At 55.2% G+C, this 15,590-nt stretch carries 13 protein-coding genes and 1 riboswitch; of the genes, 5 read left to right on the top strand and 8 right to left on the bottom strand.

The annotated features are described in order from the left end of the window. Positions 1-255: 255 nt before the first annotated feature. The 5 genes from OEW58_05635 to gcvT are packed head-to-tail and all read right to left on the bottom strand — an operon-like array spanning position 256 to position 4,968. Positions 256-618 carry a diacylglycerol kinase gene (locus OEW58_05635; GenBank protein MDH5300829.1) on the bottom strand — a complete coding sequence of 121 codons (363 nt, stop codon included), beginning with the start codon at positions 616-618 and terminating at the stop codon, positions 256-258. Then, complete coding sequence (gene gcvPB, locus OEW58_05630) at positions 618-2,078, bottom strand: aminomethyl-transferring glycine dehydrogenase subunit GcvPB (GenBank protein ID MDH5300828.1); 1,461 nt, start codon at positions 2,076-2,078, stop codon at positions 618-620. Before gcvPB ends, OEW58_05635 begins: the two co-directional genes overlap by 1 nt. A gap of 10 nt (positions 2,079-2,088) precedes the next feature. Beyond that, positions 2,089-3,441 (bottom strand): aminomethyl-transferring glycine dehydrogenase subunit GcvPA, encoded by a 1,353-nt coding sequence (gene gcvPA / locus OEW58_05625; GenBank protein ID MDH5300827.1) that lies wholly within the window; start codon positions 3,439-3,441, stop codon positions 2,089-2,091. A gap of 17 nt (positions 3,442-3,458) precedes the next feature. Further along, positions 3,459-3,854: a glycine cleavage system protein GcvH gene (gcvH, locus tag OEW58_05620; GenBank protein MDH5300826.1), complete on the bottom strand. Its 396-nt coding sequence runs from the start codon at positions 3,852-3,854 to the stop codon at positions 3,459-3,461. 28 nt (positions 3,855-3,882) lie between these two features. Further along, the gene (gene gcvT / locus OEW58_05615; GenBank protein MDH5300825.1) at positions 3,883-4,968 is read right to left on the bottom strand and encodes a glycine cleavage system aminomethyltransferase GcvT; all 1,086 of its coding nucleotides are present in this window, start codon (positions 4,966-4,968) and stop codon (positions 3,883-3,885) included. 145 nt (positions 4,969-5,113) lie between these two features. Beyond that, positions 5,114-5,200: riboswitch (glycine riboswitch) on the bottom strand. 194 nt (positions 5,201-5,394) lie between these two features. Here gcvT and OEW58_05610 point away from each other — a divergent pair. From OEW58_05610 to OEW58_05595, 4 genes are read left to right on the top strand one after another with little or no spacing between them, the layout of a single operon-like run. Beyond that, entirely contained in the window at positions 5,395-7,704 is a 2,310-nt protein-coding gene (locus OEW58_05610; GenBank protein MDH5300824.1) for a TonB-dependent receptor plug domain-containing protein, read from the top strand. A 3-nt stretch (positions 7,705-7,707) separates the two neighbouring features. After that, complete coding sequence (locus tag OEW58_05605) at positions 7,708-8,307, top strand: MotA/TolQ/ExbB proton channel family protein (GenBank protein ID MDH5300823.1); 600 nt, start codon at positions 7,708-7,710, stop codon at positions 8,305-8,307. Then, positions 8,307-8,747 (top strand): biopolymer transporter ExbD, encoded by a 441-nt coding sequence (locus OEW58_05600; protein ID MDH5300822.1) that lies wholly within the window; start codon positions 8,307-8,309, stop codon positions 8,745-8,747. The genes OEW58_05605 and OEW58_05600 overlap by 1 nt, the downstream gene beginning before the upstream one ends. After that, positions 8,719-9,381: a TonB family protein gene (locus OEW58_05595; GenBank protein MDH5300821.1), complete on the top strand. Its 663-nt coding sequence runs from the start codon at positions 8,719-8,721 to the stop codon at positions 9,379-9,381. Before OEW58_05600 ends, OEW58_05595 begins: the two co-directional genes overlap by 29 nt. On the opposite strand, the gene OEW58_05590 is transcribed toward OEW58_05595, so the two are convergent. The 3 genes from OEW58_05590 to OEW58_05580 all read right to left on the bottom strand — a co-directional run bounded on the left by OEW58_05590 (position 9,362) and on the right by OEW58_05580 (position 13,746). After that, positions 9,362-11,470, bottom strand: a complete 2,109-nt coding sequence (locus tag OEW58_05590; protein MDH5300820.1) for a PAS domain S-box protein — start codon at positions 11,468-11,470, stop codon at positions 9,362-9,364. The two genes, OEW58_05595 and OEW58_05590, sit on opposite strands and share 20 nt — an antisense overlap. A 202-nt stretch (positions 11,471-11,672) precedes the next feature. Further along, a complete protein-coding gene (rocD, locus tag OEW58_05585) occupies positions 11,673-12,887 on the bottom strand; it encodes an ornithine--oxo-acid transaminase (protein ID MDH5300819.1) in 1,215 nt (404 codons plus the stop codon). Next, a complete protein-coding gene (locus OEW58_05580; GenBank protein ID MDH5300818.1) occupies positions 12,868-13,746 on the bottom strand; it encodes an arginase in 879 nt (292 codons plus the stop codon). Before OEW58_05580 ends, rocD begins: the two co-directional genes overlap by 20 nt. 145 nt (positions 13,747-13,891) lie before the next feature. Here OEW58_05580 and OEW58_05575 point away from each other — a divergent pair, with 145 nt between their 5' ends. Next, positions 13,892-15,589 carry a proline dehydrogenase family protein gene (locus OEW58_05575; GenBank protein ID MDH5300817.1) on the top strand — a complete coding sequence of 566 codons (1,698 nt, stop codon included), beginning with the start codon at positions 13,892-13,894 and terminating at the stop codon, positions 15,587-15,589. The last annotated feature ends 1 nt before the right edge of the window (position 15,590 follow it).

The raw sequence follows: 15,590 nt of genomic DNA, 5'->3' as shown, positions 1-15,590 counted from the left end.
GAGGTTCGGCATGTCAATCCAAATGGACAAATCAGCCTCCGCGGAAAAGGTTATAAGGTCAGTGAGGCGTTTGCGGGAAGACGGATTGCCATTCGTCCAACGAATGTAGACGGCATATTGGCCGTCTCTTATCGACATCAAAAAGTAGGTGTACTAGATTTGCGAAAATAAAAGTGTAACCCATGTCTCCGAACAGGGTGTTACCTATGTCCCCGGTCTGTACACACGGCGCACCCTACGGTTATGGCAGAGAGTTCAGAACCACAACACTGCAGCCCACACCACACCTGCATTCACCAACGACACAAACACTGCCGCCGAGCCAATGTCCTTGGCGCGGCCGGAGAGTTCGTGGTGTTCGGGGCCGATGCGGTCGACCACGGCTTCGATGCCGGAGTTGAGCAGTTCGGTGATCAGGATCAGCATCAGCGCGCCTATCATCAGCGCCAGTTCGATGCCGGATTCCGCCAGCCAGATGGCCAGCGGAATGCCGATGACGGTGAGCCAGAATTCCTGGCGGAAGGCTTCTTCGTTGGCGTAGGCCGCCTTGAAGCCTTTCCAGGAATAACCGGTGGCGTTGATCAGCCGCTGAAAGCCTTTGTGTTGTTGATTGGCCATCAGGCAGTTTCACCTTCGCCGCGCCACACCAGATCCAACTGTTTGGCGGCGCGGACTTCGTCCAGACGACGCACCGGCATGGTGTGCGGCGCGCCTTTCACCAGTTGCGGATCGGTTTCGGCTTCGCGCTGAATCAGGATCATGGCTTCAACGAAAATATCCAGCACGTCCTTGGATTCGGTTTCGGTGGGCTCGATCAGCAGACACTCGGGCACCAGCAGCGGGAAGTAAGTCGTCGGTGCGTGCATGCCCATGTCCAGCAGGCGCTTGGCAAAATCCATGGTGTTGACGCCCAGTTCCTTGGACTGCCTTTTCAGGGTGACGATGAACTCGTGGGTGGCGCGACGGTTGTCGAACGCCATGTCGAATCCGGCCTTGCGCAGCTCGGCCATCAGGTAGTTGGCGTTGAGCGTGGCGAATTCGGCAACGCGGTGCATGCCTTCGCGGCCGAGCATTTTGGCGTAGACGTAGGCGCGCAGCAGAATGCCGGCATTGCCCATGAACGCCGACATGCGACCCATGCTGGCGGGGATGTCGTTTTCTTCAAACAGACGATACTGGTCGCCGTCCTTGCCCACCACTGGAATCGGCAGGTAGGGCAGCAGGCGCGAGTTGACGCCCACCGGGCCGGCACCGGGGCCGCCGCCACCGTGTGGGGTGGAGAAGGTTTTGTGCAGATTCATGTGGATCACGTCAAAGCCCATGTCGCCGGGGCGAACCTTGCCCAGTATGGCGTTGAGGTTGGCGCCGTCGTAGTACAGCAGGCCACCGGCTTCGTGGACGATGCCGGCGATTTCCTTGATCTTGCGCTCGAACACGCCCAGGGTGGACGGGTTGGTCAGCATCAGGCCGGCGGTTTGCGGGCCGACGGCGGCTTTGAGTGCCTCGATGTCAACGTCACCGTTTTCGTCGGTGGGAATTTCCTTCACCGTGTAGCCGCACATCACTGCCGTGGCCGGGTTGGTGCCGTGCGCGGCATCGGGCACCAGCACTTCAGTGCGGGCGGTGTCGTTGCGCGCATCGTGATAGGCGCGGATCATCGCCATGCCGGCAAATTCGCCGTGGGCGCCGGCCATCGGTGCCAGCGATACGCCCTTCATGCCGGTGACTTCTTTGAGGATTTCCTGCAAGTCAAACATGCAGGACAGGAACCCCTGGCTCAGTTTGGCCGGTGCCTTGGGATGACGCGATAAAAAGCCGGGCAGCATCGCCAGTTTGTTACAGGCGCGCGGGTTGTACTTCATGGTGCACGAGCCCAGCGGATAGAAATGGGTGTCGATGGAGAAATTTTTCTGCGACAAACGGGTGTAGTGACGCACCGCCTGCATTTCCGACACTTCGGGCAGCTTGGGTTTGTCCTGGCGCAGCAACGAGGCGGGCAAGCCCTTGGCTTCGACTTTTTTGCCACCTTGCTGGGCGGGATTGATGCGGCCACTTTGGGATTCTTCAAAAATCAGCATGGCGAATTCCTTATTTGCTCAACTGCGACAGGGCCTGAACCAGTGTGTCCAGGTCAGCCTCGGATTTGGTTTCGGTGGCGCACACCAGCAGGGTGTTACCCAGCTCCGGGTAGTCGATCGACAAATCAATGCCGGCGACGATGTCCTGGTCTGCCAGCTTGTCGATGACTTGCGCGGCGGGCCTGGCCAGTTTGACGACGATTTCGTGGAACTGGTGACCGCCGAACTGGGTGGCGAAACCGGCCTTGGTCAGTTTGGCTTTCAGCGCTGCGGTGTTGTTGACCGAAGCGGCGGCGGCCTGCTGTAAACCGTGCGGACCCATGATACTCATGTGGATGGTGGACGCAGTCACCATCAGACCCTGGTTGGTGCAGATGTTGGACGTCGCCTTGGAGCGGCGGATGTGCTGCTCGCGCGCCTGCAGGGTCAGGGTGAAACCCTGGCGGCCATCCAGGTCAACGGTGCGACCGACGATACGGCCGGGCATTTGGCGAACCTGTTCTTCCTTGCAGGTGATGAAGCCGTAGTAGGGGCCGCCGGAGGACAACGGAATGCCCAGTGGCTGACCGTCACCGACGGCGATGTCGGCACCTTTGTCGCCCCACTGGCCGGGTGCGCGCAGCAGCGCCAGACTCAGCGGATTGACCACGGCGATCACCAGCGCGTTGTGGCTGTGTGCCCAGTTGGTCAGGGCGTCGACTTCTTCGAGGTTGCCGAAGTAGTTGGGTTGTGGAATCACCAGCGCGGCGAAATCGCCGGGATTGGCCGGCAGTGACGCGGGATCGAGCACGCCGTTGGCGGTGTCGTAGTCCAGTTCTTCCAGGGAGATGCCCTGATTTTTCACCGTGGTGTGCGCCGCCTTGCGATAGGTCGGGTGTACGGTGCGTGGCATCAGGATGCGCTTGCTCTTGGATTTACGATTGGCGCGTACCGCCATCAGCACTGCTTCGGCCAGGGCCGAGCCGCCGTCGTACAGCGAGGCATTGGACACGTCCATGCCGGTGAGGCTGGCCATCATGGTCTGGTATTCGTAAATCAACTGCAGAGTGCCCTGGCTGGCTTCGGCCTGATAGGGCGTGTAGGCAGAATAAAACTCGCCACGGGTGGCAATTTCCCACACCGCTGCCGGAATGTGATGATCGTAGGCACCGCCGCCGGCGAAGCACAGATTGACCCCGTCCTGGGCAGCGCGTTGCTGCATCAGGCGGTTGATCTGCATTTCGTTCAGGCCGGGCGCAATGGCGTCCAGGCGACCGGTGCGCAGTTCAGCGGGAATTTCATCAAACAAATCATCAATGCTGGACACGCCAATGGCGGCCAGCATGGCGTTGACATCATCTTGGGTGTGAGGAATAAACGGCATGGCGGTACTCTGGCGAATTAGTGGGATTCGGATGCGGCCAAATCAGCGTAGGTGTCCGCGTCCAGCAGCTTTTTCAGTTCGCCGGGGTTGGACATTTTGATGCGGAAAATCCAGCCTTCGCCAAACGCGTCCTGGTTGACCTGTTCGGGAGCGTCTTCCAGCGCGCTGTTACGGGCAACCACTTCGCCAGACACGGGCGCGTAAACGTCGGAAGCGGCCTTCACGGATTCGACCACAGCGCAGGGTTCGCCAGCTTTGACGATGGTGCCTTCTTCGGGAATTTCCACGTACACCAGATCGCCCAGCAGCTGTTGGGCGTGGTCGGTGATGCCAACGGTGACAATGCCGTCATCGCTAACGCTGACCCATTCGTGGGACTGGGTGTATTTGAAACCGGCTGGAACGTCGTTCATGAATTTGTCCTCTTGAGAATAATGTCGTTTACAGTTCGATTTGCGCTTTGCCATTGCGGACAAAGCAGGGTTTAACAATTTTGGCGGGCACTTGCTTGCCGCGAATATCCACATGGACGCGCTGCTCGGCACCTTTGGGAATGCGCGCCAGGGCGATGGCCACGCCTAACGTGGGCGAGAAGCTGCCGCTGGTGATTTCGCCGGTGCCATGTTCGCTGGAGACTTTCATGTGGCCGCGCAGTACGCCGCGCTCTTCCAGCACCAGTCCCACCAGTTTGAATTCGGATTTGCCGCGTTGGGCTTCCAGCGCGCTGCGGCCAATGAAGTTGCGCTCAGCCGGTTCCCAGGCAATGGTCCAGCCCAGGCCGGATTCCAGTGGTGAAGTGGTTTCGTCCATGTCAGTGCCGTACAGGTTCATGCCAGCTTCCAGGCGCAAGGTGTCGCGCGCGCCCAAGCCGCAAGGTTTGACACCTTGTTGCAGCAGGCGATCCCAGAATGCGCTGGCTTTGTCCGCTGGCAGCATGATTTCAAAACCGTCCTCGCCGGTGTAACCGGTGCGGGCGATGAACATGTCGCCGGCTTCGACAGCGAAAAACACGCCCAGATTGGCCGCTGCAGCTTGGGTTTCAGTGCCCATCAGTTGCATTGCCTTGGCGCGGGCATTGGGGCCTTGTACGGCGATCATCGCCAGGTCGTCGCGCACGCTAATGCTGACGCCGAAGGCGGTCGCTTGCTGCTTGATCCAGGCGATGTCTTTGTCGCGGGTGGCGGCGTTGACCACGGTGCGGAACCAGTTTTCGCTCATGAAGTAGGTGATCAGATCGTCGATGACGCCGCCGTCTTCGCGCAGCATGCAGGAGTAGAGTGCCTTGCCGGGATCTTTGAGCCGACCAACATCATTGGCCAGCAGGTGTTGCAGGAAGGCACGAACGCGTTCGCCCTTCATGTCGACCACGGTCATATGGGATACGTCGAACATGCCGGCGTCGTTGCGCACCTGATGGTGCTCTTCGATTTGTGAGCCGTAGTGAATGGGCATGTCCCAGCCAGAAAAGTCGACGATTTTGCCGCCGGCGGCCAGGTGATTTTCAAATAAAGGGGTACGATTGCCCACGTTTCATCCTTTCCAAAGTTAGAAGACGGATTGCACAGCTGTGGGCCCCTCTGTCCACGAAACCTGAGAGTTTAGACGGTGGGAACCGTCCTCCCCTTCGGTGGATAGCCTGTCGGTTTGATGGCTATCGCTCTCCAGAGTCAACTGCCGTCCCCCGGTCCTGTTGCCTGAGCGATTCCGGGCCGGTTGCGCCTTCGGCGTCCCATCAAAGGGACTCTCCCAGGGGGGCTGATGTTGAACGACCGATCATACCGGTAAACAATAAGGATGAAAAGAGTGGTTGATTTGGTTGGAAAATGGCGGGAAGGCCAAGGGAATATCGTTATGCAATAGTTTGCATATGCGACTTGTGTTTGCTAGCATGGCTTTTCGCTGCAGAGGTGTAGACTCTGTTCGTTGGTCGCGCAAGGTATCTGGATGGATCTGATGAAAGCTATCGCTCTGGTGTTCAAGGTATTTTTTCTGTTGATGGTGGTCGGTGTGGCGTCGGCGGCGGAGTTGGCGGTGACGGTGCTGCAAAAAGGTAGCGGTGATCCCATTGCCGATGCCAGCGTGCTGTTGATCAACGGCGGTGAGTCAGAAACCACGGACGAACGCGGCCGGGCCCGATTTGCCGCCGCCAGCGCGTCTGAGCAGGTCAAGGTGCTGGCCGTGGGCTATGAAACCTGGCAGCAACCGCTGGCGGCGGGCAATACCAGCCTGACGGTCTACCTCGAACCACTGGCGGTGGAAGGCGAGGCGCTGGTGGTGGTCGAGGAACGGGTGCAGCAGAAAAGCTCAAAGGTGGCACTTAGCGCGCAAGAGCTGAAACGTGCGCCGGGAACCGGCGGTGATCCGGTGGCGGTGGTTGCGTCGCTGCCGGGAGTGGTGGTGCCGACATCGCCGGGCGGCGGTGAGAGTGGGGCGGGGTTTTATATTCGCGGCAGTGACCGTGGTGAAAGTCTGGTGTGGGTGGATCGCACACCCATCGCTTACCTCTATCACATGGGCGGGCTCTACTCGACTTTACAGCCGGAGCTGCTGCAGGACTTCAACGCCTTTCTGGGCGGTTTTCAGGTGGAATATCCCGATGTGCTGGGCGGTATGCTGGATGTGAAGCTGCGTTCGCCCGAACGTGATCGGCTGCATCAAAAATACAGTGTGGGCACGTATCTTTCGTCGTTTTTGCTGGAAGGCCCGATCGGTGAAGCAGGCAGTCGCCACGGTTTTTTCATCGGTGCACGACGTTCCTATATCGATGCGGTGTTTACCCCGGATGATCTGAGCAGCTTGATCAAGGACGATGACAGGCCCGACGATTTGCAGGTAAAAATAATCCAGGTGCCGGTGTTTGAAGATCTGCAGGCAGGATGGGAATACCGCACCGAGCAGGACAAACTGACGCTGCGCTATTTCTACGCATCGGATGAAATCAAAGTGCTGAATAATCGCAACAAACTGATTGATCCGCAATCTGCCGGCGAGATTGGTGTTCGTGCCGGATTTAAGAGCGCTAACTTCAATTGGGAGCGGCGCTGGAGTGAAAACGTCAACCACGTGATGCCGGTGACCATACTCAGTACAGAAAACAGTTTTCACATAGGCACCGATGTCAACGGCAAGCCCTATTACCTGAAAATTTCCGAAGACGCGCTGTTTGTTCAGCCTGAAGTTCGCATTGCGCAGGGCAAAAATCTGCTGAGTGTGGGTGGTGCCGGCTGGTATTCACGCACGCCGGTGAGCGCCAATATTGTCCGCCAGCCGGGCGAGGAAGACATTGGTCAAATCGATTTCGGCTCGCGCGATGTGTACGGGCTCGACAGTGTATTCCGTGCTGGCATCGTGGCGCCGTACATCAAATATCGTTATCACTGGAACGACAAACTGGTGACCACCGTCGGTGGAAAATACAGTTATGTGCGCATCACCGGCGGAATGGCGTTTGAGCGAGTGTTGCCGCGCATCAATGCCGAATACGAAGTGATTGAAAATACCTGGTTGCTTGGTTCCTGGGGGCAATATGTGCAGGTGCCGCAGGGCAATGAGTTTGCCAGTGGTGCAGGAAATCCACGATTGGGCTACGAAGAAGCGGAACATCGCATCGTCGGTATCAAGCATAAACCCAGTTCAGTGTGGACGCTGCAACTGGAATTGTTCGACAAGCCGATGGATAAGCTGGTGACTTTTGTGAACGGCAAACTGCCACCAGATAATTATCAGAATTTGGGGTACGGCTACGCACGAGGTGTGGATGTGCTGATCAAGCGCGATTTGCAAAATCGTCGCACCGGCTGGCTGGCGTATTCGTATCTGGAAGCGCGTCGTGCTGGTGCGGATGGTGTGCTGCGCAAATTCAGTGGCGATCAACCGCACACGCTGACGGCGATGTGGAGTCAGGGCTTGAGTGGTGATTGGAAAAAGTGGGATCTGGGTTTCCGCTTCCAGTATCACACCGGCCAGCCCTATGATCCAGTGCTGGGCACTACCACCGATGGCAACGGTCGCACCGTGCCGATTTATCCGAGCAAGAAAAACGCAGCGCGCTTGCCTGATTACTGGCAGCTGGACATGAGGCTGGACCGAGCGTTCCTCTACAACACCTGGAAAATGAATTTCTATGTGGACATTTTAAATGTGCTCAATCGCGCCAATGTGACGGGGTATGATTACGGCAGTGAATGGGAACGGGTCAATGATCCTATCGAACAGACGGGGGCGCCGTTGTTTCCAACGTTTGGTATTGAGGCGGAGTTTTAAAGCATGAACGGTGTGGGTTTCATGGAGTTAATGGACCAGGGCGGCCCGGTGATGTGGGTGATTTTTGTGGTCGCCTGGGTTGCGTTTATTCTGTTGTGCGAACGAACACTGCGTGTCATTGCCTGGCGCAAGAGTGCGGCGCAGGCGCAACGCGAATTGCAGGGAACCAAAGACGACACTCTGCCCAAAGGTCACAGTCCGATTGCACAGATTGTGGCGGCGCTGGATTGGTCGCAAATCAAAAAGCGTCAGGATCTGGCCGAGCATATGAGCATCCAGTTGAGCGAATTGATGCCGCGCATGGAAGGCAGTTTGCCGACCATTGCGGTGCTAGGATCGCTGTTGCCAATGTTGGGGTTGCTGGGCACGGTGATGGGGATGATCGAAGTGTTTCATGTTATTGCTCTGCACGGCACCGGTGATCCGCAACAAATGGCCGATGGTATTTCACAGGCGCTACTGACCACCGCCAGTGGTTTGATTATCGCCATTCCGGTGATCTTTTTTCACCATTTGCTGGTGCGTGAATTGCGCTCCATTATCAGCGTCACAGAACAAAGCATGCACGCGGTGTACATTCGTTACGAATCGAGACTGGACTGATGCAGGACTCACACAAAAATCTGTTTCGCGCACCGGAACTGCAGGCGGGTAATCCGGAAATTTCCATGGCACCGCTGATTGACGTGGTATTTCTGTTGCTGATTTTTTTCATGGTGACCACGGTGTTTCCGGAAAATCGCGGACTGGTGATCACGCCGCCCGAATCGCAGGCGGCAGAACAATTGGCGATGAAAAAAATGACGTTCTTTGTTGCCGCCAACGGCGAAGTGGAATTCAAGGGCAGCATCATCAATGTTGCTGACATTCGTCGCATCGTGACCGAACAATTGGCGGCTGCGCCGGATACCGCAGTGTTGGTGCAAATCGATAAAGCCGCTTCCACCGAAGTTTTTGTAAGCGTGTTGGACGCATGCAAACTGGCCGGTGCCAAACAGGTAGGCATTGCCACCAATGCAGCTAGTGCTACGACCGCAAACTAATCCCTGGCCAGTGTCGGTCCTGTTGGGCAGCGCATTGTTGTGGCTGCTGGCGCTGAGCTTGCCCTATCTTGCCAGTCGTAGCGAAGTGCCGCCGAATTCGGTGATAGAAATTGATTTCGTCCCTTGGCAACCACCGGCCGCACCGCAGTCGCCGCCAAAAGCACAGCCCAAGCCAGCAGTGAAAAAAACACCCGTGGAGCCACAGCCCAAACCCGTGGTGCGGGAACCAGTGCTGGCCGAGCAGGTGACGCAGGAAAAGCTCCCCGAACCCACGCCGATCCAGGAACAGCCACAGGCCGAGGTTGAACAAACCGATCTTCCATATAGCGAGGAAGCGTTGCCGGTGCCTGTGGCGCTGGCGCAACTGAGCACCATGCCCAGTTTTTTACATCGAGAACAGCCGGCTTATCCGCGGGCAGAAAAATTGGCAGGCCGTGAGGCGACCGTCAAATTATCAGTGTTGATTGATGAGCAGGGGCGGGTGAGAAAAATTGATATTGTTCAGTCAGGCGGTGAAGCATTTGACCGCGCGGCGGTGGCGGCGATGAAGGCATCGAATTTTGAACCGGCACGGATCGGTGGACAAAAAGTGCCGGTGCGGCTGAATATGCCGGTTAAGTTTCGCTTGCGTTAGCGTGCTCTGTTTGATGACTGAGCGGAACTTCAAACCAGAACGTTGATCCCTTGCCTAACATGGATTCGAAACCGATTCGACCACCCATGTTTTCTACCAATGTTTTGCAGATGCTCAGACCGATTCCAGTGCCTTCAATGTTGCCGCCTTCCTCACCCAGTCGCTTGAACGGCATGAACAAGTCGGTTTGTTCATTTTCGGAAATGCCTTTGCCGGTATCGCTGACACTGAAACGCAACATTTTGTCGTGAGTGGTGACGTAGATTCGAACGGTGCCGCCTGGCACATTGTATTTCACCGCGTTGGATAAAAAGTTCAGCAGGATTTGTCGGACGCGGAGCATGTCGGCGTACACCATGGGTAGATCCTGGCTGAAATGCGGTTCTATGGTGACGCTAAAGCGTTGCGCCTGTGGTTGCGTCATGGCCAAAGCGGTGGACAGGCATTCAATGGGCGAAAAATTATGCAGCGCAAGATTGAGTTTGTTGTTCTCTATTTTTGCAAAATCCAGAACGTCATTGATCAGATTCAGCAGGTGCAAGCCGCTGCGGTGAATGTCATGGAGTGCTTCATTGGCGTGGGTGTTTTTACTCAGTTCGGAGTCCGTGGCCAACAATTGACTTAAGCCGATAATGGCGTTGAGCGGAGTGCGCAGTTCGTGACTCATGGCAGCAAGAAATTGTGACTTGGCACGATTGGCCTCTTCGGCCTGTTCCTTGGCTTTGATCAGATCGTTGCGAATGTTGTGGTCGAGCGTGACATCACGAAGAATGCCAGTGAATGCAGTTTTTTTGTTGACGATGGATTTTCCTACCGACAGCATGACAGGGAATTCGTGGCCATCTTTGTGACGAGCCATGGTTTCTCGACCAATACCAATGACTTTGGCGACGCCGATATCGCGATAGCGGCGCAGATATGTATCATGCCGCTGGGCGTGATTTTTAGGCATGATGGTGCTGAGGTTTTGGCCGATGATTTCTTCGGCAGTGTAGCCCAGCATTTTTTCGGCGGCGCGATTGAATTCTGTGATTATGCCTAGCTCGTCGCTGATGATAATGGCATCGGCGGTATTGTCCAAAATGGCGCTGAGTCTGCGCTCGGCCAAGCGCAAATTTCGGTCGTATTTGCGCTGGTCAATGTAAGACCATAGGCTCATTAGCAAAAACAGCACAACGGCAAAGCTGGTGATGACGGCACCCGTGCGTGTGGAGCTGGAAATGTGTTCGAGAGATTGCTGAATTTCTTGGGCACGAAGTTGGTCATCTTTGGCCATTCCCTGCATGAGGGTGATCATCGAGCTCACGGCTTTTTTTTCATCAATCTCAATGGATTGATCAATTTGTTCTGCGGTCAGGTGTTGTAAGTGCAGATCAATGATTGTCGTTATCGATTGATCATATTGGTCGAGAATGTCGTTAAGATCGTTGATCGCGGCGCGTTCTTCGGCGGAAAGATTCAGGTGGGCATATTCACTCAGTACTCGCTGTGCTTCGGCAATGTCATCGCGAATCAAGGAAACATATTGCGTATCGTCATGCAGAATATAATCACTGAAGTGATGAATTAATTTGTTGTAGCCAAGGGCTGCACGCAGTTTACTGAGTAGAATGGCTTTGTTATTGGAATGTTTGATATTGGCCATCCACAGACGGCTGTTCAGAAAATTCAGTGCTCGGGAAAGTCCGCTGTCATCGATTTTAATCATGGTGTCCAGATCTTGCGGCGGCTGCTGGCCAAACGAATTTTTTTGGGGACCGCCCACCGATTGTACGCCGTGCAGCGCTTCGAGCAGAGATGTCGCCTGGGCGTATTTGGCCAATGCGCCGTTAATGTCGGCCAGGGCCATGCGCTCTTCTTCGCTGGGGTTTTGTTCCAGATAGTGCTGGGTGGTAATGAGGGCCTTGCCCAGGCTTTCATGCAGACGGTCGTGGCTGTATTCGTCGCGGTGAATGATGAAATTTTTTAAATGATGAATAAGGCCGTCATAACCCAAGGCGCCGTTGAGGTCGATGAGATAGATTGCTTTGGTTTGGCGGGCAGAATCGAATGCATTCCAGTTGTTTTGGATCAGTGAAGTTGAATTCAATACCATCAAATAAAAGGAAATTAGAACCGACCCAGCTAGCACCAGAATGGCAATTAAAAAGCCTCTCGCGTTGTTGGCTGTCGTTGTTTTGGGCAATATCATAATCGGTTGCCGGTACGGTCCTTTTAGAATTCACACCAATAACGGCACATTGTGTGGGGGACTTAACCCTATAAAAACACGTAGTTGGCAATTGGTCAGCCTATTTGAGTTCTTTCATCGCGTCGCGCACGCAACCAATTGCCTGATCCAGCTCATTGCGGGTGATGATCAGTGGCGGCGCAAAGCGAATGACGGTGGAATGGGTTTCCTTGCTCAGCAGGCCTTTGGCCATCAGTGCTTCACATAATGTGCGGGCATTGCCGCGATTTGGGTCGATTTCCATGCCGATCAACAGGCCCTTGCCGCGGATTTCCTTGATCCAGGGATGGTCAATTTTTCGCAGTTCAGTCAAAAAGTGTTCGCCCATGGCTTCGGCGTGTTCGGCCAGGCGCTTTTCGGTGACCACGCACAGTGCTTCGTAGCCGACAACGGCGGCCAGTGGATTGCCGCCAAAGGTGGAGCCGTGATCGCCGGGGGTGAAAACGTTCATGACATTTTCTCTGGCGAGGAACATGGAGACTGGCAGAATGCCGCCGCCCAGCGCCTTGCCCAGAATCAGTCCATCGGGTTTGACGTTGTCGTGTTCGCAGGCGAGGAATTTGCCGGTGCGGCCCAGGCCGGTTTGAATTTCATCAGCAATCAGCAGCACGTTGTGCTTTTTACAGATACGGGCGCATTCCGCCAGATAACCAGGCGGTGGAACAATAATGCCAGCCTCACCCTGCACCGGTTCGACAATGAACGCGGCAGTGTTGGGGGTGATGGCGGCCTCTAGTGCGGCGGCGTCACCATAGGGTACCAGTTTGAAACCGGGCGGAAATGGGCCAAACCCGTCTTTGTATTGTTCCTCGGAAGACATGCCGACAATGGCGATGGTGCGACCATGAAAATTACCCTCGCAGGCAATGATTTCGGCTTTGTCTTTTTCCACGCCTTTGACTTTGTAGGCCCACTTGCGAGCAGCTTTGAGGGCGGTTTCCACTGCTTCCGCGCCAGTGTTCATTGGCAACGCTCTGTCCTGGGCGGTGAGCTGACAGGCTTTCTCTAAAAAGGGACCGAGTTTGTCGGTGTAAAAAGCGCGCGACACTACGGTGAGTTTTGACATTTGCGAGGACAGCGCACTGATGATGCGCGGATGTTGATGCCCAAGGCTGATGGCGGAATAGGCGCTCATCATGTCGATGTAGCGGCGGTTTTGATCGTCCCAGACATGAATGCCACGACCACGGGTGAGTACCACGGGCAATGGATGATAGTTGTGGGCACAAAAACGACCTTCGCGCTCGATAATATCTTCAGTTTTTAATATGGGCATAACAGCTCTTTGTAATTTCAACGGCTAACTGCGCCGTTTTGTTGTCAACGTCTCTGGTGGGATTGTATTCAGCGATTTCCAATCCGATCAGCGGTTGTGGGCCACGCATGGTGCGCAGCACATGCAATAGTTCTTTGGCACGAAGTCCTCCTCTTGCCGGCGAGCCAACGCCCGGTGCGTGTAATGGGTCAATGGCGTCCAGATCCAGTGAAATGCCATAGCCGCAGGTCTTGGTATTGACGATGTTCAGCGCTTCCTTGAACACATCTGCCAATCCGCGTTGAAAACATTCTTCGATGGTGAAAACGCGTACCTTAAGTTGTTGCAATAATTGTTGTTCTTCGGCCTCGTAACTGCGAACACCGATGACGCATACTTGCTCTGGTCGCAATTTTGGTGCCGGACCAGCCATTTGGGTTGTACGGTTGTCGCCATGTCCCAGCAGACTGGCCAGTGGCATGCCGTGAATGGCGCCGCTGTGACTGCTTTGCGGTGTGTGGCTGTCCATGTGCGCGTCAATCCAGATGAGACCAAAGTCTGCATTTAACGATTTTTTGACGCCTGACCAGGTGCCGATGGCGCCGGAGTGGTCGCCACCATAGACGCAAAACGCCTGTTTTTGCTGTGCCAGTGGATAAGTGGTGTCCGCGAGTTGTTGGCAGGTGCTGATCACATGATGCCAGTCGTCGCGGTCATGCGCCGGAACGGCGCTGTGAATCATGGCTTGCCAGTGTGCGTCTATGCCTTCACTCTGTAACTGGCGTTCTATGGCAAGTTGCTGCAAATGCATTGGGCCTAGATCGCAGCGCTTGTCTTGTGCCCCCCAGCAGGAGGCCATTCCAATCAAGGATAATTTCATGGCTTTTCGCGGCTTTTGGTTTGCTACATTGTCGACCGGCGTGGGCGACGCATTTAATTTTATACTTTAGGTGGCATGGTTCGTGCCGTTCTTTAACCACACGGATACAGAGTGATGTCATGTGGTACAGAACCGGGAGTGAATAATGTTTTTTGCCAAGGGCAGTGAAGTATTGCAGGCGGTGCATCAGGCGGTGTCGGCGGATTATCTTGCCGATGAAGCTGTGTGCGTCGATCGGATGCTCGCCGAACTGCAACTGAGTGAGCATATGCAGTCGCACATTGATTTGTGTGCGACAGATCTGGTGCGCTCGGTACGTCAGGCGCAGCGCAAGCATGCTGGCGTTGCTGCGTTCATGCACGAATATGAATTGTCCTCGCCAGAAGGTGTGGTGCTGATGTGTCTGGCAGAGGCATTGTTACGGATTCCCGACGCGGCAACTGCAGACAAATTAATTCGCGACAAAATTACGTCTGCCGATTGGCAGCGGCATCTGGGCAAAAGTCACTCGCTGTTTGTCAATGCATCCACCTGGGGATTGGTGTTGACCGGGACGATTGTTCGCGGTGGTTTTGATGGCGAGGCGTTGTTCAAACGTTTGGTCGCCCGGCTGGGCGAATCCATTGTGCGCAAGGCCATACAGCAGTCAATGCGTTTGCTCGGTCATCAGTTTGTAATGGGTGACAGCATTGAGAATGCGCTGCAGCGTTCTGTGCAGGGTGAGTACGCACAATACCGTTATTCATTCGACATGCTCGGCGAAGCAGCGTTGACTGAAGCCGATGCCGAGCGTTATGCGCGGGCATATCGAGATGCGATTGAAGCACTGGCGCAACACGCCACGGGTGATCCTCATGCGCGACCATCGATTTCTATCAAATTATCGGCATTGCATCCGCGTTATGACTTTTTTAGCCATGAACGCGTGCTGGCCGAGTTGACGCCGCGGTTGTTGACCTTGGCAAAGCTGGCGCGAGACAGCGGTGTGTGGATTACGCTGGATGCAGAAGAAGCGGATCGTCTGGAAATTTCGCTGGCGGTGTATCAGCAGGTTTCAGCGCAACTGGGGGCGTGGGATGGTTTTGGTCTGGTGGTGCAAGCCTATCAGAAACGTGCGCCAGCGGTGTTGCGTTGGCTGGCCGAATTAGCCAGGCAACAAGGGCGGCGTATTCCGGTGCGTTTGGTCAAAGGCGCGTATTGGGACACGGAAATCAAACGCGCCCAGGAGCGCGGTTTGCGCGATTATCCAGTGTACACGCGCAAGGAAAATACCGATGTGGCGTATCGTTATTGCGCACAGTTTTTGGCGAATAACCTTGATTTATTTTTTCCGCAGTTTGCCACGCACAATGCGCAAACAGTGGCGGCGATCATGGAGTTGATGCCCAGCTCGGCAGGTTTTGAATTCCAGCGTTTGCACGGTATGGGGGATGCGCTGTACGAACAGGTTTTGGCGCGGCCCGGTTATGCCTGTCGGGTATACGCGCCGGTGGGTAGTTATCAGGACTTGTTGCCTTATCTGGTGCGGCGATTGTTGGAAAATGGTGCCAACACCTCGTTTGTGAATCGGGTCGAAGATGAGCAAGTGCCGGTGGAACAAATCATTGCCGATCCATTGCAGAAAGCACAAACGCATGCATCAAAACGGCATCCGCGCATTGCATTGCCGAGAGATATTTATCGCAGCGACCAGCGTGAAAATTCCGCCGGGGTAGCGTTGCACAATCAAGCAGAATTAAATGAACTGGGAGCGGCGATGAAGGATTTTCCTGGCAAAAAAGGCTATCGGCCCGACAGCGGATTGAGGCGAAATCTATCAAAGTCACAATCCTGCAACCGGTGAA

The organism is Gammaproteobacteria bacterium, assembly GCA_029884425.1.
Taxonomy (GTDB): domain Bacteria; phylum Pseudomonadota; class Gammaproteobacteria; order S012-40; family S012-40; genus JAOUHV01.
Note: the sequence above shows the minus strand (reverse complement) of the source record. Positions and strands in the feature narration are given on the sequence as shown.

Coding starts and splice junctions, on each gene's coding strand:
- OEW58_05575 (MDH5300817.1), top strand. CDS start 13,892: ATGTTTTTTGCCAAGGGCAGTGAAGTATTGCAGGCGGTGCATCAGGCG.
- rocD (MDH5300819.1), bottom strand. CDS start 12,887: ATGCCCATATTAAAAACTGAAGATATTATCGAGCGCGAAGGTCGTTTT.
- OEW58_05635 (MDH5300829.1), bottom strand. CDS start 618: ATGGCCAATCAACAACACAAAGGCTTTCAGCGGCTGATCAACGCCACC.
- gcvH (MDH5300826.1), bottom strand. CDS start 3,854: ATGAACGACGTTCCAGCCGGTTTCAAATACACCCAGTCCCACGAATGG.
- OEW58_05595 (MDH5300821.1), top strand. CDS start 8,719: ATGCAGCTAGTGCTACGACCGCAAACTAATCCCTGGCCAGTGTCGGTC.
- gcvPB (MDH5300828.1), bottom strand. CDS start 2,078: ATGCTGATTTTTGAAGAATCCCAAAGTGGCCGCATCAATCCCGCCCAG.
- OEW58_05605 (MDH5300823.1), top strand. CDS start 7,708: ATGAACGGTGTGGGTTTCATGGAGTTAATGGACCAGGGCGGCCCGGTG.
- gcvPA (MDH5300827.1), bottom strand. CDS start 3,441: ATGCCGTTTATTCCTCACACCCAAGATGATGTCAACGCCATGCTGGCC.
- OEW58_05610 (MDH5300824.1), top strand. CDS start 5,395: ATGAAAGCTATCGCTCTGGTGTTCAAGGTATTTTTTCTGTTGATGGTG.
- OEW58_05580 (MDH5300818.1), bottom strand. CDS start 13,746: ATGAAATTATCCTTGATTGGAATGGCCTCCTGCTGGGGGGCACAAGAC.
- OEW58_05600 (MDH5300822.1), top strand. CDS start 8,307: ATGCAGGACTCACACAAAAATCTGTTTCGCGCACCGGAACTGCAGGCG.